Source organism: Vibrio sp. D420a, from assembly GCF_030248625.1.
GTDB classification, from domain to species: Bacteria; Pseudomonadota; Gammaproteobacteria; order Enterobacterales; family Vibrionaceae; genus Vibrio; species Vibrio fortis_A.
On the sequence record NZ_JAHGAN010000007.1, the window covers coordinates 151,965 to 170,830 of the forward strand.

At 47.2% G+C, this 18,866-nt stretch carries 18 protein-coding genes; 2 read left to right on the forward strand and 16 right to left on the reverse strand.

From position 1 onward, the window contains the following. Positions 1 to 21: 21 nt before the first annotated feature. The 9 genes from betI to KI743_RS07655 all read right to left on the reverse strand — a co-directional run bounded on the left by betI (position 22) and on the right by KI743_RS07655 (position 8,681). Positions 22 to 624 (reverse strand): transcriptional regulator BetI, encoded by a 603-nt coding sequence (betI, locus tag KI743_RS07615; protein WP_285465825.1) that lies wholly within the window; start codon positions 622 to 624, stop codon positions 22 to 24. Between the two features lie 369 nt (positions 625 to 993). Then, positions 994 to 1,425, reverse strand: coding sequence for a hypothetical protein (locus KI743_RS07620; RefSeq protein ID WP_285465826.1), 432 nt, complete (start codon positions 1,423 to 1,425; stop codon positions 994 to 996). Positions 1,426 to 1,435: 10 nt separating this feature from the next. Then, on the reverse strand, positions 1,436 to 3,115 hold the full coding sequence (locus KI743_RS07625; protein WP_285465827.1) for an LruC domain-containing protein: 1,680 nt from the start codon (positions 3,113 to 3,115) through the stop codon (positions 1,436 to 1,438). 232 nt (positions 3,116 to 3,347) lie between these two features. Beyond that, entirely contained in the window at positions 3,348 to 4,007 is a 660-nt protein-coding gene (locus KI743_RS07630; protein WP_285465828.1) for an HAD family phosphatase, read from the reverse strand. A gap of 1 nt (position 4,008) precedes the next feature. Beyond that, positions 4,009 to 5,028, reverse strand: a complete 1,020-nt coding sequence (locus KI743_RS07635; protein ID WP_032553809.1) for an ABC transporter ATP-binding protein — start codon at positions 5,026 to 5,028, stop codon at positions 4,009 to 4,011. Beyond that, on the reverse strand, positions 5,028 to 5,813 hold the full coding sequence (locus KI743_RS07640) for an ABC transporter permease (protein WP_150869822.1): 786 nt from the start codon (positions 5,811 to 5,813) through the stop codon (positions 5,028 to 5,030). The genes KI743_RS07635 and KI743_RS07640 overlap by 1 nt, the downstream gene beginning before the upstream one ends. Continuing rightward, positions 5,813 to 6,718 (reverse strand): ABC transporter permease subunit, encoded by a 906-nt coding sequence (locus KI743_RS07645; RefSeq protein ID WP_285465829.1) that lies wholly within the window; start codon positions 6,716 to 6,718, stop codon positions 5,813 to 5,815. Before KI743_RS07645 ends, KI743_RS07640 begins: the two co-directional genes overlap by 1 nt. Further along, complete coding sequence (locus KI743_RS07650; RefSeq protein ID WP_285465830.1) at positions 6,715 to 7,572, reverse strand: alkaline phosphatase family protein; 858 nt, start codon at positions 7,570 to 7,572, stop codon at positions 6,715 to 6,717. Before KI743_RS07650 ends, KI743_RS07645 begins: the two co-directional genes overlap by 4 nt. 26 nt (positions 7,573 to 7,598) lie before the next feature. Continuing rightward, entirely contained in the window at positions 7,599 to 8,681 is a 1,083-nt protein-coding gene (locus KI743_RS07655; protein WP_285465831.1) for an ABC transporter substrate-binding protein, read from the reverse strand. A gap of 211 nt (positions 8,682 to 8,892) precedes the next feature. Here KI743_RS07655 and KI743_RS07660 point away from each other — a divergent pair, with 211 nt between their 5' ends. Together KI743_RS07660 and KI743_RS07665 are read left to right on the forward strand one after the other, a co-directional pair. Then, positions 8,893 to 9,621, forward strand: coding sequence for a UTRA domain-containing protein (locus KI743_RS07660; protein WP_285465832.1), 729 nt, complete (start codon positions 8,893 to 8,895; stop codon positions 9,619 to 9,621). 179 nt (positions 9,622 to 9,800) lie between these two features. Beyond that, positions 9,801 to 10,208 carry a hypothetical protein gene (locus KI743_RS07665; protein WP_285465833.1) on the forward strand — a complete coding sequence of 136 codons (408 nt, stop codon included), beginning with the start codon at positions 9,801 to 9,803 and terminating at the stop codon, positions 10,206 to 10,208. A 73-nt stretch (positions 10,209 to 10,281) separates the two neighbouring features. Here the strand turns inward: KI743_RS07665 and KI743_RS07670 are convergent, their stop codons facing one another. The 7 genes from KI743_RS07670 to KI743_RS07700 form a co-directional block, all read right to left on the reverse strand. Further along, positions 10,282 to 10,938, reverse strand: a complete 657-nt coding sequence (locus tag KI743_RS07670) for a Qnr family pentapeptide repeat protein (RefSeq protein WP_285465834.1) — start codon at positions 10,936 to 10,938, stop codon at positions 10,282 to 10,284. Between the two features lie 326 nt (positions 10,939 to 11,264). After that, positions 11,265 to 12,536: a 4-aminobutyrate--2-oxoglutarate transaminase gene (gabT, locus tag KI743_RS07675; RefSeq protein ID WP_285465835.1), complete on the reverse strand. Its 1,272-nt coding sequence runs from the start codon at positions 12,534 to 12,536 to the stop codon at positions 11,265 to 11,267. A gap of 15 nt (positions 12,537 to 12,551) precedes the next feature. Beyond that, on the reverse strand, positions 12,552 to 13,979 hold the full coding sequence (locus KI743_RS07680) for an NAD-dependent succinate-semialdehyde dehydrogenase (protein WP_032553797.1): 1,428 nt from the start codon (positions 13,977 to 13,979) through the stop codon (positions 12,552 to 12,554). Positions 13,980 to 14,066: 87 nt separating this feature from the next. Further along, positions 14,067 to 15,149 carry an agmatine deiminase gene (aguA, locus tag KI743_RS07685; protein WP_285465836.1) on the reverse strand — a complete coding sequence of 361 codons (1,083 nt, stop codon included), beginning with the start codon at positions 15,147 to 15,149 and terminating at the stop codon, positions 14,067 to 14,069. A gap of 9 nt (positions 15,150 to 15,158) precedes the next feature. Further along, a complete protein-coding gene (aguB, locus tag KI743_RS07690) occupies positions 15,159 to 16,025 on the reverse strand; it encodes an N-carbamoylputrescine amidase (protein WP_285465837.1) in 867 nt (288 codons plus the stop codon). 25 nt (positions 16,026 to 16,050) lie between these two features. After that, positions 16,051 to 17,328 (reverse strand): FAD-binding oxidoreductase, encoded by a 1,278-nt coding sequence (locus KI743_RS07695; RefSeq protein WP_032553791.1) that lies wholly within the window; start codon positions 17,326 to 17,328, stop codon positions 16,051 to 16,053. Positions 17,329 to 17,359: 31 nt separating this feature from the next. Then, positions 17,360 to 18,844, reverse strand: coding sequence for an aldehyde dehydrogenase (locus KI743_RS07700; RefSeq protein ID WP_285465838.1), 1,485 nt, complete (start codon positions 18,842 to 18,844; stop codon positions 17,360 to 17,362). Positions 18,845 to 18,866: the final 22 nt, after the last annotated feature.

The following is an 18,866-nucleotide window of genomic DNA, read 5'->3' on the forward strand; positions in this document are numbered from 1 at the left end:
AAATTACGGGTGTTAAACGCGTTAATCGACATTCAGAGAGTAAAACGTCAGCTGCTTGTCGAGATAATCATTGATGATTGCGCGTGCTTTGTTGGCATCTATGCCTTCAGGGTTGAGCGTCCCACGTAGCCAAATGCCATCAATAAGCGATGCAATACCATGCGCCACTAACTCAGCTTGCTCAGGCTCCAAAAGTGCCTTTAGTTCAATAAGCAAATGAGAAATAAGACGTTTTTCATTTACACGCTGCAGCCTTTTAAGCTGAGCGTCGTGCATTGAGTAAGACCAAAACGCCAACCAAGTCTTCGCGACCTTGTTCTCTGCTTGGTAGCCTTCGAAATTGCCGTTGATGATGGCGTTGATTCTTTGTTGATGTGCGTTAGCGGGTAACTCTTTTAGAGCTTTAGTGATAGTGACCGACAATTGGCGCAAGATTTCGCGCATCGTTTCTTCAAGCAGCCCATGCTTACCACCAAAATAGTGGTTGATGATCCCAGTCGATACGCCAGCTTGTTTACTGATCAAAGCGATACTGGCCGAATGCAAACCGACACGATCGATCACCGCCATTGTGGCTTGTACGAGTTGCGGTTTTCGGATATCTGGCATCCCTACCTTGGGCATTTTGGGGTCCTTTTATTTTTAATTGAACGTTCGATTAATTATAAAATGACAGAAAACTAGTTAGGGTTCAAATGATTATTTTAACAAAGCAATTACAAAACAAACGCAAAAACAACAAAAATAAGCACTAAAACAATAGGTTATACAATCATTCGCCCACTAAATAAATATCCAAAAGATTTGAGGTGTGATGTTTATTGCTCGATAGTTTTAGGCAAGATTGTTTAATAGATGAGCAGAAAAAAGGGGAAGACTTGAGGCTTGAAAATAGAAAGAGTCGAAAACAGATGACCTTGAAAATAAATGATATAAAAAACGGAGAGTAGCCAATGGCACTCTCCGCGTGATTTAGAGTTAAATCATGGGAGGTTAGAATGTAAGGTGGTAACTGTTACTCGGCTGCCCTAAAGGAATACTCCAAGTTTGCTCTGATTCGCTACTGGCCATTGGTACCCAGCGCACATATAGCGAGTCCCAATTCGTATTGATCTCAAGTTCGACCTCGCCAGTAAGATCTGGGTAGATCGTAGTAATGCGCGAAACCGGATCTGGAATCACTTCACCATCAGCTTTTACGAACGCCGCTTCTGAATAGAGGTGCAGCGCTCCCTTAGTTGACCCTGAATAATCGATCGACAAGGTAATTTTCTCACCCACATCAAACGAAAAGTCACGTTGGGCAACAATATCTTGAGCGGTAGCAGGTTGAGCCGTTGAGCCACCACCTCCACCTCCTCCGCCACCACATGCAGTCAGGGCTGAAATGGAAAGTAGGCTAATTAACTTGATAGATGTTTTCATGATGCTCTCCTTATTCGCCCGTTGCTGATACTGAAGTGTTTTCTACAGCGGTTTTGTACCACTCACCATGGTTTTCTCCGCTTGCTTCTACCCAGTCATCAAAGGTTAGGTAGGCCTCACAAATGTCTGTGTATTCAATCGGATGATCCCACTCGTCACGAATGTTTATCGCCCACGGCATATTGTTTTCAGTGGTAAACGACGCAACATTGTCAGACTTATCATCATGGGTATTGAAGAAAGCATTGTTCATGTCACTGGTACCCGAGAACTGCTTCAAATGAGTCTGCCATGTGAACCCAGGAGCCTCGCTCGTAAAGTCACCGTGATACATGTATTGAGCAGCAAAAATAAACGAGTCGTAAGGTGGATAACCGACAATGTCTCGCGACACTGGGGTCGTGAACTCAACATAGAGTTGGTACTGCAATGCGCCAGCATTTTGTGTGGCCAAGCAGTCGGTTTGTGTTCTGTAGAATGTGCAACTTTCAGTAAGTTCACCTAGGTTCTGAAGATCCTCTTTAAGGTCCTCAGAAACAATCAATACTGCATCGCTAGTACCCTGCTTTACAATCGAATGACTAACCGCAACACCATTACGGGTCAGAGTCGCATTAGCAATGTTACTAGGGTCAACGCCCGGAAGATGGATACCATAGCCGTTTGAGAAGCCTGCTCCCATTGCTTGCAGCGTATAGTCAAAACTGATGTTTTTCAGTTCACGCTGACCATTCAATTGCTCTGTAATTTGGTAACGCCACACCACATCATTGAAGTCGTAATCACCCATCAACGGCCATCTGTCCTCGAATGCGATGGTCGCATAATCACTACCACTTGGATAAACAGAGGTGATGGTGATGTCGCTGTCTTGCTGCACCAATGGCTCATATTTTGAGTCTGTTGAACCGTCTGGGTTAACCCCATCCACCGCAGTAAACGGAGTCACTTCAACCGTGAACAACAGGTCATTAAAGTCATGGTCGCCCCCCGTACGTTTTAGGTCTTCAAAGCCCAATACGAAGAACTCATTCTCAGTGTCGATAAAGGCCACATTATGTCTTCGCAGACTTGCCGTGTTCTCAGGGTTAAGTTCAGAGTAACTGTAGAAAGGGGTGCCCCAATTACCAAGTGAAGCAATGTTATTGTATGAACCCGACCACCCCCAACCATTGGGAACTACAAAGAAGGCGAGGGTTTGACCCGCGGTCAATTCGACGCCTAAGTCGATGGTGTCACCTTCGACCATTTCACCATCTGGGGCTTTTGAAGTGTTCGGAAAGACGATGGTATGCGCTGTAATGTCGTCAATTGAAGCTGGCGGGTTGTTGGTATCGTAGACAAAGTAACCGAGCGCGTTTCGATAACCCGCTCCTTCATTCAAAAAAGTGATTTTTGCCGATGCGAACTCGGCACCACCCAATTCGTCATCAATATCAATATTAGAGTAACGCTCTGGTGCGATGAAGGCGCTGTTGATATAAGTTCCTTCAGGCAACATCGAATAGACGTTGTCTAGCGTGTCATGAGGCAATGTTCCGGCAATCGAATAGGTATCGTTGGGCTTACCTAAGGCAGAGTAATTTGAGCTGTCTGCTCCAGATTCAAAAGTAAAATCGGACGTTGTTAATGCAAGTGCTAGGCTGGGAACCATGCAGCCTGCCGCAACCAGTGGATTCCATATTCTCATTATCTTCCCTCTCAACTGACTGTAAATGTGTAAAGTAGAAGAGAGCAAGTATGGTGCCTAAAATTTAGTCGTTTAATTTCATAAAGTTAGCGACACTGGATGCGATTTTCTCATTTTGAGAATGAAGTTGACGTCCTAAAAGCAATTGACGAGATATTAAGTTTACCGCTCACCCAAAACAAAAACTCCGACCTAATGTCGGAGTTTTTTGTTCAATCGACCACAATCGCCGCTAGTCCCAATTCAGAATCTGCCAATTCGGTCTATCTGACAATGCCTTCAATCGTGGGCATGGGTTCACCAAATACGCATAATCCGCATACTCACAAAGAGACAGATCATTGATCGAGTCAGTGTAGAAATGAACCCCTGAGTAAGTTGTCGGTTGTGCAGCGATCCACTGCTCTAAGCGCGTCACTTTACCCTCTCGATAGCTCGGAACGCCCTCTATTTTGGATGTGTAGCGGCCATGCTTCTCGACCAGATCGATACCGAGAGCCTCTGGAATGCCAAGTTTACGCCCTACGACTTCAACCAAAAAAGTCACACTGGCAGAGATGATCAACATGTCGATTTCATCGCGCTTTAGCTGTTCTATCAATGGCAGAGTCTGCTTGAACAGATTAGGTAGAACTTTAGTGTCAACGCACTCCTCAACCAAGGCATTCACTTGTTGTGTCGTCATATCAGCAAGCGGCTGCATGGCGAATGTTAGGTAATCTTCCATATCCAGCTTACCTTGGGTGTAAAGCCCCATAAGGCGCTGATCTTCTTCAACAAAACTTGCATCACTCGCAATACCTTTTTCGACTAAGAACTCATTCCACATCATCGCAGCATCGCCGTTGACTAGGGTTTCATCCATATCAAATACATACAAAGGCTTAGACATTTTAGGCTCTCACAGGCTGAATTTCGTTTAGATTAAATAGCAACTCTAGTTGGCTACCGTTAGCCAATAGACGCTCAGAAGAGCGATTTAATAGGTCGACAGTGAGCTCACACTCATCCACATCAACTTGATAGCGAATCACGTTACCCAGCAGCTGATGATTACGGATCGTACCCGTTTTTGGCGCTGAAATATGTGCACCGTATTGTCTTCCCTGCTCTTTGACATAAATAGATTCAGGACGTATCGCGACCTTCCAGTCGGTATCGATATCAAACAACTGCTTAGCTTTGTTCGCTTGTACTAAGTTGTAGTGTCCCATAAAGCCAGCGACAAACTCATTGGCAGGTTGAGTGTAGATCTCTTCAGGTGTGCCTGCCTGAACGATCTCACCTTTGTTCATCAAGAAGATGCGATCGGACATGATCATCGCCTCTTCCTGATCGTGAGTAACAAAGATAGTCGTCAGATCCATCTCTTTTTGGATATCACGGATCTGCTGACGAAGGTGCTTACGGATCTTGGCATCCAATGCCGATAGCGGTTCATCAAGCAACAGAATACGTGGCTTCACCACCAGAGCACGCGCTAAAGCGACGCGTTGACGCTGACCACCTGATAACTGATGTGGATAGAAGGTTTCTTTACCTTTCAAGTCCACCAGCTCAATCACTTTTGCTACTTCACGTTTGATTTCGTCGCCAGCCAGCTTTTTCATTTTCAAACCAAAGGCGATGTTTCCCTCCACCGTCATGTTTGGAAACAATGCATAGGATTGGAAAACCATACCGATGCCGCGCTGCTGTGGCGCTTGGTGGGTGATGTCTTCACCATTGACCCAGATTTGGCCATCATCGACTGGGTTTAGCCCAGCCAAGCTGCGTAGCAGGGTTGATTTACCACAACCACTTGGCCCAAGCAGGGTAATAAACTCACCTTTCTCGATAGTGAATTGAATGTCTTCAAAAACGGTGTTGTCACCGAAACTTTTCGTTAGATTGTGTGCGTTTACATAACTCATTATTTGACTCCACGGCTAAAACGACTTGCCATCCAAGTCAGTAAGAAAATGAATAGGAAGTAGGTCATCACCAAAGCTGAAGTAAAGTGGCCGCTGGTCTGACGCATGTTGTATAGATAGATTTGTAGCGTCTCGTAGCGTGTTCCAACCAAAATGTTAGCAAACACGAACTCTCCCAGTAGGAACGAGAACGATAGGAACAGAGAAGCCATCAAGCCCTTCTTCAGGTTCGGTAAAATAATCAACAAGAAAGCCTTAGTGGTGCTCGCACCGAGTAAGTGCGCAGCGTCCATCAGATCTTGCAAATTGATCGCCTGAAAGCTGTTAGCGATTGCGCGATACATGAATGGCAGAGCAATGGTGAAGTAGGTGCCAATCAAGATCCAAGGTGTGCCGATAAGTGCAATTTCACTGTCGGCATACAGCTGTAGCAGGCCAACCGAAGAGACCACAGGTGGCACAGCGAACGGCAATAAGATCATGATATTCATTACTTTATCCAGTTTCGGGAAATAGTAGAACACCACAAATATTGCCGGAAGAATCAGCACCACACTCAGTGCTAATGCCGCGATACAGATAAACAGTGAACGACCAAACGCTTGTAGGAAGCGAGGGTCCGTCAGTAGGCTAACGTACCAATCCAGAGTAAAACCATCTGGCAGAATAGTAGCTCCCCAACGTGATGACAGCGAGTAAACGAACGTGGCAAGAATTGGAATCATCATGATGCCAACGATCGAGAAAACCACCGTTTTATGAAAGCGAGTATTAACGTTTTGCATTAGCTTTTCTTCCCTGCATAACTCTTACTGATAAGCCATTGGTTAATCACGGTGATAAATGCCAGCATCGCCATCAGAATCACAGAAATTGCAGCGGCTAGATTTGGTTCAAGGAACAGGTCTCCAGATACCAGACTCGCGATTCGAATAGTAATGACGTTGTAGTTACCTGAAGTGAGTGCATAGACACTGGCGTAAGCACCTATCGCGTTGGCGATCAGAATAATAAAAGTGCCGAATAGCGCTGGAGATAGCACAGGCAAACCAACCTTAAGCCAGTACTGCCACGTCTTCGCACCAAGCAATGCAGACGCTGCCTGCCAATCGTCGCTCAACGCATCAAACGCTGGGTATAACAGCAACACTGCCAGTGGAATTTGAAAGTAGATATAGATCGCCAATAAGCCCCACTTTCCGTAGAGGTCAAACTCTCCCAATAGACCATATTGCTTCAGCAACAAGGTTATCGCACCGTTGGTACCAAGGATGATGATGAAAGCGAAAGAGAGTGGTACACCGGCAAAGTTGCTACTCATGTTGGTAAAGGCGATCACGCCGTCGCGAATTTTACAGTCAACGCGACGCAGAGAAGAAACCAATAAGGTAGCAATCGCTAGGCCAAACACACTCGACCACACGGACAGCCACAAACTATTACCAAAGGCCTGCATCATGAAAGCAGAATCAAACACCTCGGTGTAGTTTTCGAACGACAACTCGCCGTCGTAAAAGAAGCTGTTAATCAGTACCCAAACCATAGGGGCTAGCTGAAACAGATAGAAGAACAGCGCAAACGGCGCCAACCATAAAGCGGGCTTAAAGCGTTTGAACCAAGAAGAGGCCTTAGGTTTCGACGCGTTTGCGTTTAGTGAATTCGATTTTTGGGTAATGGCAGGACTGCTCATAGTGCTAACAATTCCTGAGTGTAAGATTTATTGTGTTCTAAATTAAGGAGTTGGCACACAGTGCCGCAGATATCGGTCTGTTTTACCTGACACTCTTGATGCGTGAATTTGTCACCAATCACAAAGAATGGGACTTCACGCTCTTCAGCCAGAATACCACCGTGAGAAAGGTCGTCGTTCATGCCGTGATCGCTGGTCACAATCACTTGATAGCCATCTTCGATCCAACCTTTTATGTAGTTCGATAGGAAGATATCAGCGCCACGCGCACTATTGCGATACTGGCGAGAGTCCAGTCCATGCTTGTGGCCCATATCGTCAATATTCATTGGGTGGATCAACAAGAAATCTGGCTGATACGTTAAGCGCAAGTGCTCTGCATCCAGAAACAGCGCCTCATCTGGGTAATGGTCCCAGTGGTAGAAGCAGCCGTGTTGAATGTTCAAACTCTCGTCATGAGTAAAACGATCGCGAACCGGATTGAATGGCGCACGATTATAAAGCTCGCTCACCCAGTAATATGCTGCAGCAGCAGTGGTTTTGCCCTGCGCTTTTGCCAAGCTAAAGATCGACTCATGATTGGAGAGGCGCACAATCTGGTTGTTAACGATGCCGCTCTCCACAGGGCGAACCCCAGCAAGGATGCACTCATAAAGTGGGCGCGACATAGAAGGCAGTTCACACTGCATCGGATAAAGCGTCGCGCGCATTTTTCCTTGCAATGGGCTTTGTGAATCACTCTGATTACTGGACGAGTGACTCAGTTCTAGAAGACCATTCAGGTAGCCCATGCAATTGCGGGCTACCTGATAATTCAGTCCATCTAGAACAACAAGGATAACCTTATTGCTCATGATTTATTCTCTTACTCAAGTGGGGATTATTGCTGGTGAATCAGAACGCTTTCTTGCCATTGACGTGGCAGACGACGTGCTGATTTTTCCCATGCAGAGAAATCAGTCACAGGGTGAACATTGCCATACTCTTCATTCGCAATAAGCTTGTCTTGTACTGATTGAGGCAGAGTGATGTTGGTACGAATTGGGCGCGCGTAACCCTCAGCTAGATTGATTTGGCCTTGGTCGCTGAAGATGTATTCACGAGCAAGCTTCGCCGCGTTAGGGTTCTTCGCGTATTTATTGATAATGGTGGTGTAACCCGAGATAACAGAGCCATCTTGAGGGATGTTGACACTGAAACGCTCACGGTCAATCTTGTCGCGGTAGTTCAGTGCGTTGAAGTCCCACATGATCGCTACTTCAACTTCACCTTTTTCTAGGTTCGCCATATTTGGATCGGTGTAAGACAGACGACCCTGTTTCGCTAGCTCACCAAAGAACTTAATCGCGGGCTTTAGGTTGCTTTCATCACCACCGTTAGCAAACGCGGCTGCTAGTACTGCGTTATTTGCTTGTGCGGCAACACCTACATCACCGACCGTCACCTTGTAGTCACCCTCAAGCAGATCACTCCATGTCTTAGGCGCGTCTTTGACTAGATTGTTGTTTGAGATGAATGAGATAGTTCCCGTGTAAGCTAGGGCCCAGTGGCCATCTTTGTCTTTCGCCCACTCAGGAATGTCGTCCCAAGTTGATGGTTTGTAGGGTTGAGTCACGTCTTTCTTCACTGCAACGCGAGCAAAAGCAAAGCCCACATCGCCAATATCAGCAGTTGCATTGCGCTTCTCTGCCTCAAATTTTGAGATCTCTTGCGCCGAGCTCATATCAGTGTCTTGGTGCTTTAGGCCATAGTTTTCCTTTAGGTCCGCCCAAGTGTCTTTCCAGTTTGCCCAACTATCTGGCATACCCACACTGTAAACCGCGCCCTCTTTTTGAGCGGCTTTTACTAGTGCGTCTAAGTCAGCATCATTCGCCATCGCTGGCATTGAAATGGTCGCTGTCATCAAGGTTGCGCCAATCAGTTTTGATGGTGATAGCGTTGAACGGCAAAGCAAAGTTTTCATTGTCTCTATCCTTCTGGACTAGGTCAGTAAGTTCACTTTGTATGCTAGAGGCGGATTGTTACGGTTTATGGCAACTTATTTGACAGTTCAAATGCATTTATATGGCAGAACTGTTTCAACAGTCCGACTTTTAACCAGAACCTGTTGTCACATTACTGTTAAACAGCCGACTTATACTGGTAACAACAAGGAATCATGGACTAGATCAGCAATGAGAATGCCGGGCAACAGCCATTCAGAGACACAATTAGGAAAAATCAAAAACAGTATCCGCGAACAGATCCAGTCTGGGATCTATAAAGAGGGGCAAAAGATTCCTTCAGAAAGAGAACTCAGTGAGCTCTTTGCTACCACTCGCATCACGCTCAAAGACGCGCTTATCTCTCTTGAGACCGAGGGGCTAATCTATCGCGAGGATAGACGCGGTTGGTTTGTCTCTCCTGAGCGTATCCGATACAACCCCCTATCTCGCTCTCACTTTCATCAAATGATTCGCGATCAGAATCGAATTGCAGAGACTCGTCTTATCAATACCCGCTCAGAAATGGCCGCTGGTGAATATGCCAAGGCATTGAAAGTGGAAAGCATCACACCAGTTCATGTCATTGAACGGCTGCGCTACATCGACGGAAGAGTAGTGCTGTTTGTGGAGAACGTACTTAAAGCAAGTTTGTTTCCTGAGATCCTCTCGCACGATCTCAAGATGTCACTCACCGATATCTACAAGAAAAACTACGGTTACGAAACTCAGCGTTCTCGATTTGATGTGATACCCACCTCTGCACCCGCTCATGTCGCCAAGGCACTCAATCTCTCAGAGGGGCAACCGGTTTTGAAGATCTGCCGCGTCAACTACAAGCAAGACGGCGAATTAATGGACTGTGAATTCGAATACTGGCGCCCCGATTCAGTGGTGATTCATATTGATAGCATTGGCTAATATCGTGATGGTATTACTTCGTTATTAACCAAAACTCCGACCTTAGCGTCGGAGTTTTGGTTGATAGTCGTTAGGTTGTTCGACTCTAAACAATGCAAAACACGACTTATAAAAAACACTGTGCAATTCAAACTAGCTTTGGTTATCATTGGCGTGACTGATGAATGGAGTAAGGTTTTATGATCAAAGTGATTGCACCGTTGTTGCTGGTATATTCTGGGTACGCCCTAAGTGCAGGAACTTCAAGCACAGAGGGTTCAAGTGCAGGCAGCTCAAGTGCAGAAAACCCGGGGGGATTTGATATCAATTCGATTCAAAACCTACCAATTCAGAACCTAACGACTCAAAACTTACCCACTGCACCAGAGCAGCATCATGATTGCCAAAGCATAGTGTGTAACGACTACGCTTCTTTCGATACCAACTCGACCTCTAATGATTTCGACAACATCACTGTAGTTAACGTGCCTGAAAGAAACTCTAATGAAACTCTCGATGCGATTGGCAGTGCTCTGTATATCATCGGTGAGATAGGCTTTGCTGAAAATCTGTCTGAGCCTGACTATCACAACAATGTTTCTAACTAGCAGGTTTCTAACTAGCAGGCTTCTAACTCAAATGAGCGCTTAAGTCGCTCATTTTAGACTAGCCACAGCACGTTTAGTCCGGCATCACCACAATACCCATAGCTTCAAGCAATTGATCTTGTTGCCATTCTGCGATTTGAACACCTGTCATATCCACCCTTTTCGGGTTAAGCCCCTCTAGCTCAGCATGACATAGGTTTGCGCCTTGGAAACTAAATTGAGTCCAAGCATCTTCTGAAAAAACACCGCGGCTCAAGTCCGACTCCTTCATCGACGCTCCCACCAAATGTGCGCCTATCCAGCGGTTTTCAAACAGCTCACATTTTTCTAAGTTGGCGCTCTCTAGGTTCGTATAGGACAAATTACAGCCTGTGATATAAGCCGAGCAGAAGAAGACTTTCTGCGTCACGTAGTTGGCAAAGTTAGCACGATGGAAATTCGCGCCTTTTAGATCGCAGTTCCTGAATTCAATACCAAAGCAATTGGCATTACTGAAGTTGGCCATCGCGAGCTTACAGTCTTGAAAACTCGCATCTCTCAGATCAGCAAAATTAAACTGACACCCTTCCATGTCGGAAGTCTCAATAAACTTACAATGTTTAAACGTGGTTTCTTTTAGCTGAGCGCTATGAAAGTTACACTCCAAAAAAGTGCAGGACTCAAAAGCCAAATAACTAAGGTCTTGATGAGAGAAATCGTGCTGATGATAAGTGTGGTTTTTGGTTTTCATGGCCGCTCCTTATTTGCGTCCCCGAAACGTAACATTGGTTCACTACCAAGTCACGACTTTAAAAACCTTTAAAAACAAACATTTAAAATACCCCAAAATCGCCAATTTAAGGCACCTAGAAGCCCTTTTAACAGGGTGTTTTTTGAATTCCCCTACGCACCTTTGCAGAAAAAAATTTAATTCAACAGAGAGGTGCTCAGCGAGCAAAGATATTCTAGAAACCAAAAACCTTAGGCAACTCATGAAAAGTCCCATTTACATTGTAAATCCGCACAAAAAAAGAGCACTCAATGGTGCTCTTTCTGAATTAAAATGAATAACTTGAGTTACGCGACTTCAAGAATGATCTTCTCGAGCTTATCCAAACCCTCGCTAAGAACCTCAGACTCGATCGTCAATGGTGGCAGTAAGCGAATTACGTTCGCTTTCACACCACAAGACAGCAGAATTAAGCCATTCTCTTGTGCCTTGCTAATAACGGCCTTAGTGAGATCTTGCAGAGGTTTGCCCGTTTCAGGACAAGCAAACTCAATCGCCATCATCGCACCCGTAGTACGGATTTCACCAATTGCAGGTACAGACTCTTGAAGCTTAGTCATACGAGCATTAACCACCTCACCAATGCCCATCGCTTTCGCACACAGCTGCTCTTCTTCGATAATTTTAAGAACCTCAAGACCCGCAACACAACCTAGCGGTGAACCTGCGTATGTACCACCAAGGCCACCCGGCAGGGCCGAGTCCATCACATCCGCTTTGCCTACCACAGCAGAGATAGGGAAACCGCCTGCGATGCCTTTTGCCATAGTCATCATGTCTGGTTCAATGCCTAGGTATTCCGTAGCAAACATTTTACCAGTACGCGCAAAGCCAGTTTGGATTTCGTCAGCAATGAGCATGATGCCGTGCTTATCACACACTTCACGTAGCCCTTGTGCGAATTCAGCAGGTGCTTTGTAGAAGCCCCCTTCGCCTTGCACAGGTTCAAAGATGATAGCCGCTACGCGTGATGGCTCGATATCACATGCAAACAGGTCTTCAAGCGCTTGTAGGCTCTGCTCGGTGCTCACACCATGGAAGGCATTTGGGTATGGTGCATGGAAGATCTCATTCGGGAAAGGACCAAAGCCCGCTTTGTATGGTGCAACTTTACCTGTCAGACCCATTGTCATGTTAGTACGACCGTGGAAACCACCTTTGAATGCGATAACGCCACTACGACCAGTATGAGCACGTGCCACTTTCACTGCGTTCTCTACTGCCTCTGCGCCCGTAGTTAGGAAGATTGCTTTCTTTTGGCACTCACCCGGCGCAAGCTCAGTCAGCTTTTCCGCCAGTTCAACGAACGAAGCGTAAGGTGTTACCATCGCACAGGTATGGGAGAAGTTATCCAGCTGCGCTTTCACTGCTTCACTGATGCGTTTGTTTGAGTGACCGGTATTGGTTACCGCAATGCCTGCAGCAAAATCGATGTATTTATTGCCATCTACGTCCCACACATGGGCGTTCTCTGCTTTATCAACGTAAAGTGGGTAAAGTGCGCCCATACCTTGAGCGATTACTTGGCTTCTTCTTTGGTGTAGTTGTTGGTTTGTCATTGTTTTGTCCTTAAATTAGTTGCCGCCAAAGCAGAGATATTTGATGTCCATGTACTCATCGATACCTTGTTTTGCCCCTTCACGTCCGATACCAGACTGTTTTACCCCACCGAACGGAGCCACTTCGGTAGAAATCATACCTTCATTAATGCCGACCATGCCGTACTCGAGCGCTTCAGCGATCTTCCAAACGCGATGGATGTTTTGGCTGTAGAAGTACGATGCGAGGCCGTAGATAGTGTCGTTAGCCATCTCAATCAATTGCTCATCATTATCGAATGCAATCACAGGTGCGACAGGGCCAAAGATCTCCTGCGAGACAATGTGCATGTCATGAGTTACGTTCTTGAGTACGACCGGCTGCATGAACAGGCCATCAAGATTCGGTACTTCCGAAACTGGCTGCGCACCTTGCTCGATTGCACCATCAATCAGAGCTTGGATGCCCGCTTTCGCTGACTCGCTGATCACAGGTCCAATATTCACGCCTTCGTCTAAGCCATTGCCGACCTTGAGCTGCTGAACCGCTGCATCAAATTTAGTCACGAACTCATCGTAGACTTTGCTGTGAACATAGAATCGGTTCGCACACACACACGTTTGACCTGCATTGCGGAACTTAGAGGCCATCGCACCCGCTACGGCTGCGTCGATATCTGCGTCATCAAACACGATAAATGGCGCGTTGCCGCCCAGTTCCATTGAGGTGCGTTTAATATCGTGTGCACTCTGCTGCATCAGAACACTACCCACTTGAGTTGAGCCCGTAAACGAGAACTTACGAATCAGTGGGTGAGAAGTAAAAATCGCACCGATCTGGCGAGAACTTTCTCCCAGAGTCACCTGCAATACATCGCGCGGAATGCCCGCTTGGTACGCAAGTTCAGCGACAGCGAACGCAGACAGCGGGGTCGAGTCAGATGGCTTCACGATGAAGCTGCAACCCGCAGCCAGTGCAGGCCCTGCTTTACGAGTGATCATCGCAATTGGGAAGTTCCAAGGCGTAATTGCACATGCAACACCAATTGGCTGCTTAATCGTAACTAAGCGCTTATCACCACTTGGGGCAGGGATCGTTTCGCCGTATGTACGCTTGGCTTCTTCAGCAAACCACTCAATAAAGCTCGCGCCATAGAGCACTTCACCCTGCGCTTCGGCTAGAGGCTTACCTTGCTCTAGCGTCATTAAACGGCCAAGGTCTTCTTTGTTTTCAAGCAGCAGTTGATACCACTTGTTCAATAGAGCTGCGCGTGCTTTTGCAGGCATTGCCGCCCACTCTTTTTGCGCGACACTCGCGCGTTCAACACCATCTAAAATGGCTTGCTCTGAAGAGACTGGGGCATAACCCAACACTTCACCAGTAGCAGGGTTAGTGACAGCAATGCCCTGCTCTTGGTCCGACACCATAAACGACAGCAATGTTTGGTTGTTAATTTGTTGCATGGTGATTCCTTTTGACAGCTAAACAATGCCGCTCTCTGTTGACTGATTCAGTCATCCGCGGCTATTAGTAATTTTAATTGATGATGGCTAAGCGGGGATCTGCTGGGTAATGCAGTGAATGTTGCCACCACCCAATAACACTTCACGTGATGGGATCCCAATCACCTGATGTTCAGGCATTGCCTGTTGCAGTATCTCTATCGCTTGCGAGTCGGTTGTATCATCGAGCAAAGGTAAAAAGACATACTCATTTACGATAAGAAAGTTTGCATAAGAGGCACTTAGGCGTTCTCCCGCATCGCGCACCATGCCTTCACTCTTATCGACACCGTTGGCTTCAACTTCGCTGTAGTGCAAAGGCCCCGGCAACGGCAAGCGGATCACTTCGATACTTCTACCTTGAGCATCGGTCTGCGACTTAAGTGCATATTCTGCTTGGCGTGATAGCTCGAACTGTGGGTCACTTGGATCATCAGTCCAGCTCAGCACCACCTTACCCGGCGCAATAACGTGCATCAGATTATCGACGTGACCGTCGGTCTCGTCGTTAAACAGCCCCTTTGGTAACCAGATAACTTTATCGATGCCAAGATACTCCTTAAGGCTCGCTTCTATCTGTTGCTGACTCATCTCAGGGTTGCGGCCTGGGCTAAGCAAACACTCTTGCGTGGTATACAGGGTGCCTTCGCCGTCGGTATGAATGGCGCCGCCTTCCAGAACAAACGGAGCTCGATAGTAGTCAAGGCCAATGATGTCACACACCGAACTCGCCACTAAATCGTCTTGCTGCCAGTTGTCATACAAGCCGTTGTAATCCCCGCCCCATGCATTGAACTGCCAGCTGATGCCACGGCGCACGCCTTGCTCGTTCACTACCACCGTTGGTCCTATATCGCGCATCCAAGCATCGTTGTACGGGATTTCGACCAGTCGAATATCGGAATGAAGCAAAGCACGAGCTCTATCAAACTGTTTACAGCTAACTGCCACGCACACCTTGGTCACTTCCGAAATCGCGTTGGCAATGCGAGCAAAGGTCTGCTGTGCAGGCTGCGCTTGTTCACGCCAATTGTCTTTTCGCTCTGGCCAAGCAAGCCACACTTCACTCACCGGTTGAAACTCAGCCGGAAAGTAGAAGCCATCTTGTCGAGGCGTGGTTGATAGCTGCATAGTGCCCCCTTATACCGCCAGTTTGCCTACACTGCCGTACAGATCTGGTCGACGGTCACGGAATAAACCCCATGAGTGACGAGCCTGCGCCGTTGCGGCCAAATCGACTTCTGCATAGATAATCGCTTCACCTTCACGTGGAGCTTCAGCAAGCTTGCCACCGGTATGATCAGTGATGAAAGATGAGCCGTAGAAGGTCGTTTCAATGCCGTCGTCCAGTTCAGTACCCACGCGGTTTGACGCGATCACAGGTACCAAGTTGGCCGCTGAATGGCCTTGCATCGTGCGTTGCCAATGGTCACGTGAATCTAGGGTTGGGTCTTGTGGCTCGCTACCGATCGCGGTTGGGTAGAAGATCGCTTCTGCGCCATGCAGAGCTAAGCTGCGAGCCAATTCTGGGAACCATTGATCCCAACAGATGCCGGCGCCGAAAGTGCCAAACTTAGTCTTCCAAACCTTGAAGCCAGTGTCACCAGGGCTGAAGTAGTACTTTTCACTGTAACCCGGTCCATCTGGAATGTGTGACTTGCGGTAATTGTCGAGTACCGTGCCATCCGCATCGATCATCACTAACGAGTTAAAAAAGGTGTTACCCGATTTTTCAAAGTAGCTCACTGGGATCACAACGCCCAACTCTTTAGCGAGAGCGCTCATCTCTCTAATCAGTAAGCAGTTTTCTGTCTCTTCTGCCAACTCGAAGTATTTCGCTTCTTGTTTCTTACAGAAGTAAGGCGCCGCAAACAGCTCTTGTGGGAGAATTACGTTGGCACCGTTGCTCGCGGCTTCACGAATCGCCTGCTTGGCTTTGTTCAGGTTATCTTCCAGATCCCAGCTCTTAGTCAGTTGTAAGGCTGCAAATTTCACTACTCTACTCATTCGATGTTCCTTATCTGTGTCTGGATTAGATAGCCAGTTTGTCTCTTAGGTTGTAATACGCTGCACCCACTGCCGTGAATGGGATTTGGAAGTGGCGACCGCCCGGGAAGGCATAGTGCTTCAATGCTGCGAAAGCATCAAATCGCTCTGCGTGTCCGGTTAAGGCTTCCGCCAATAGTTTGCCTGCAAGGTGCGTACAAGTGACGCCATGGCCGCTGTAACCTTGTAGGTAGTAGATGTTGTCGTCGAATGCGCCGAACTGAGGCATACGCGAGTAAGTTAGCAGAAAGTTACCCGTCCAAGTGTAATCAATCTTAATCCCTTTCAATTGAGGGAAAACCTTCTCTAGCTTAGGACGAATCAAGGCTTCGATATTCTCTGGATCACGTGCGCCATACACTACGCCACCACCAAACAGCAGGCGCTTATCAGCACTTAGGCGGAAGTAATCCAGTAGATAATTACAGTCTTCAACACAGTAGTCGCTTGGCAGTACTTGCTTAAGTTGCTCGTCAGTCAGCGGCTCTGTCGCCACCACTTGGGTACCACACGGAATCGCTTTGTTGCTGATATTCGGTGCAAGACCACCAAGATACGCGTTACCTGCCAACACTAGATATTTACACTTCACGCTGCCCTGAGCCGTTCTAGCCACAGGGTTTACGCCCTTCTCTAGCGAGGTTACTGCAGACTGTTCGAAAATTTGCCCCCCCAAAGAGACAAACGCTGCTGCTTCACCGAGAGCCAGTTTTAGCGGATGGATGTGACCACCACGCATATCAAGCAGACCACCAGTGTAAACCTGAGTACCGACTGCCGCTTCTACCTCATTGGCATCAAGCAGAGTCAGTTGGTCATTACCGTAGCGCTCCCAGTTTTTCTTATGGTGCTCTAGGCCAGCGAGCTGCTTTTTGTTTAGTGCTGTAAATAGGCCACCGCGCTTATGATCACATTCGATATCGTACTTATCGATAAGGCCACGAATGATGTCGCCACCTTCAAAGATCATGTCACACAGAGCTTTAGCTTGAGGTTGGTCGTAACGGCTTTCAATCACATCAACATCTCGGCTGTAGCTGTTAACGATCTGACCGCCGTTGCGACCGGTTGCGCCAAAACCGACTTTCGCACTTTCTAGCACTACCACTTTGAAGCCTTTCTCTGCCAGATGCAGTGCTGAAGATAAACCAGAGAAACCGGCACCAACTACACATACATCACACTCGATGTTGTCTTGAAGTTGTGGGAAATCTGGCATGTTTGGTACTGAGTGCGCGTAAAACGAGTCCGTATGCTTATTCATTGCTTTATTCCTTTGTTATTCGTCAGCAGGCTTAAGGGTGTAGGCGAATCCAAGTCGTTTTGGTTTCTGTGAATTTTTCAATGGCATGCAGTGACTTATCACGGCCGTTACCACTCATTTTGAATCCACCAAATGGGACAGTCATGTCACCTTCGTTGTAGTTATTGACCCAGACTGAACCCGCTTGAAGCTGCTTAGCCACACGGTGAACACGATTAATATTGCTGCTCCAAAGAGCGGCACCTAGGCCATATTTAGAATCGTTAGCAATGGCAATCGCCTCTTGCTCATCTTTGAAAGGAATCACGCACAACACAGGGCCAAAAATCTCTTCCTGAGCGACACGCATTTTATTGTCTACGTTGTCGAGAATGGTTGGCTCAACGAACGCACCTTTGCCATCGACATCACCACCGCAGCGCAGTGTTGCACCCTCAGTTTGACCAAGGTGGATGTACTCCAACACTTTGGCTTTATGCCCTTGATCGATAAGCGCGCCCATAGAACAAGTGGTGTCCATTGGGTCTTTTGGCGTGAAGGCTTTAGACGCTTCAATCACCTTCTCAACAAACTGATCTTTAATGCTTTCATGAACCAGCAATCGAGTTGCTGCAACACACACTTCACCTTGGTTATAGAAGCAACCACCTGCCGTTTCAGCGGCTGCGCGGTCAAGATCGTCACAGTCTTCAAAGACAATATTGGCATTCTTACCACCCGCCTCTGCAAAGACGCGTTTTAGGTTGGTCTCACCAGAACGAACCATTAACTGACCAGCGATTCGGGTTGAACCGGTAAAGGCAATGCAATCAACATCATGGTGTTTAGCTAGCGCATCCCCAGCTTCATGACCAAAGCCAGTAATAACTTGGAATACGCCACGAGGAAGACCCGCTTGATTGGCAAGCTTGCCAAGGAAGATCGCAGTTAAAGAAGATTTTTCTGATGGTTTTAGAATAACGCTGTTACCAGCCGCGAGCGCAGGGCCGAGCTTCCAACAGGCTAGCCATAGAGGGAAGTTCCATGGAACCACAGCGGCGACAACACCAATAGGTTGATGAGAGATGTAGGCGTGAACATCTTTTTCGGTTGGCGCGACTTCACCGTAGACTTTATCAATCGCTTCAGCGTACCAGCGTAAAGAGCCTGCTGCGCCCGGGATATCGGTAGAGACGCTGTGATTGATAGGTTTACCGGTATCGAGCGTTTCCAGTAACGCTAACTCTTCACGGTGTTCATCGATGAGATCAGCGAATAAGCTTAGGACAGCTTTACGATGAGATGGGGCGCTGTTGCTCCATTCACCTGCTTGAAAGGCTTGACGAGCGCATGTTACCGCAAGATCAACATCTTCTTCTTGGCAACGAGCGATCTCTGTAAGCGTTTCGTCCGTTGCTGGGTTGATGACATCAAGCATTTGACCGCTGATGGCAAGAGTATACTCGCCGTTAATAAATGCTCGATTTTCGATGTTTAGACTGTTTTGTAATTCAATCCATTGTTCCTGGGTTTTCATACGCTCTCCTTGTTATCACAAC

Bases quoted from the DNA above. Each gene is read 5' to 3' on its own strand.
- KI743_RS07665 (WP_285465833.1), top strand. From the start codon at position 9,801: ATGATCAAAGTGATTGCACCGTTGTTGCTGGTATATTCTGGGTACGCC.
- betI (WP_285465825.1), bottom strand. From the start codon at position 624: ATGCCCAAGGTAGGGATGCCAGATATCCGAAAACCGCAACTCGTACAA.
- gabT (WP_285465835.1), bottom strand. From the start codon at position 12,536: ATGACAAACCAACAACTACACCAAAGAAGAAGCCAAGTAATCGCTCAA.
- KI743_RS07630 (WP_285465828.1), bottom strand. From the start codon at position 4,007: ATGTCTAAGCCTTTGTATGTATTTGATATGGATGAAACCCTAGTCAAC.
- aguA (WP_285465836.1), bottom strand. From the start codon at position 15,149: ATGCAGCTATCAACCACGCCTCGACAAGATGGCTTCTACTTTCCGGCT.
- KI743_RS07645 (WP_285465829.1), bottom strand. From the start codon at position 6,718: ATGAGCAGTCCTGCCATTACCCAAAAATCGAATTCACTAAACGCAAAC.
- KI743_RS07695 (WP_032553791.1), bottom strand. From the start codon at position 17,328: ATGAATAAGCATACGGACTCGTTTTACGCGCACTCAGTACCAAACATG.
- KI743_RS07655 (WP_285465831.1), bottom strand. From the start codon at position 8,681: ATGAAAACTTTGCTTTGCCGTTCAACGCTATCACCATCAAAACTGATT.
- KI743_RS07700 (WP_285465838.1), bottom strand. From the start codon at position 18,844: ATGAAAACCCAGGAACAATGGATTGAATTACAAAACAGTCTAAACATC.
- KI743_RS07635 (WP_032553809.1), bottom strand. From the start codon at position 5,028: ATGAGTTATGTAAACGCACACAATCTAACGAAAAGTTTCGGTGACAAC.
- KI743_RS07640 (WP_150869822.1), bottom strand. From the start codon at position 5,813: ATGCAAAACGTTAATACTCGCTTTCATAAAACGGTGGTTTTCTCGATC.
- KI743_RS07620 (WP_285465826.1), bottom strand. From the start codon at position 1,425: ATGAAAACATCTATCAAGTTAATTAGCCTACTTTCCATTTCAGCCCTG.
- KI743_RS07650 (WP_285465830.1), bottom strand. From the start codon at position 7,572: ATGAGCAATAAGGTTATCCTTGTTGTTCTAGATGGACTGAATTATCAG.
- aguB (WP_285465837.1), bottom strand. From the start codon at position 16,025: ATGAGTAGAGTAGTGAAATTTGCAGCCTTACAACTGACTAAGAGCTGG.
- KI743_RS07625 (WP_285465827.1), bottom strand. From the start codon at position 3,115: ATGAGAATATGGAATCCACTGGTTGCGGCAGGCTGCATGGTTCCCAGC.
- KI743_RS07670 (WP_285465834.1), bottom strand. From the start codon at position 10,938: ATGAAAACCAAAAACCACACTTATCATCAGCACGATTTCTCTCATCAA.
- KI743_RS07680 (WP_032553797.1), bottom strand. From the start codon at position 13,979: ATGCAACAAATTAACAACCAAACATTGCTGTCGTTTATGGTGTCGGAC.
- KI743_RS07660 (WP_285465832.1), top strand. From the start codon at position 8,893: ATGAGAATGCCGGGCAACAGCCATTCAGAGACACAATTAGGAAAAATC.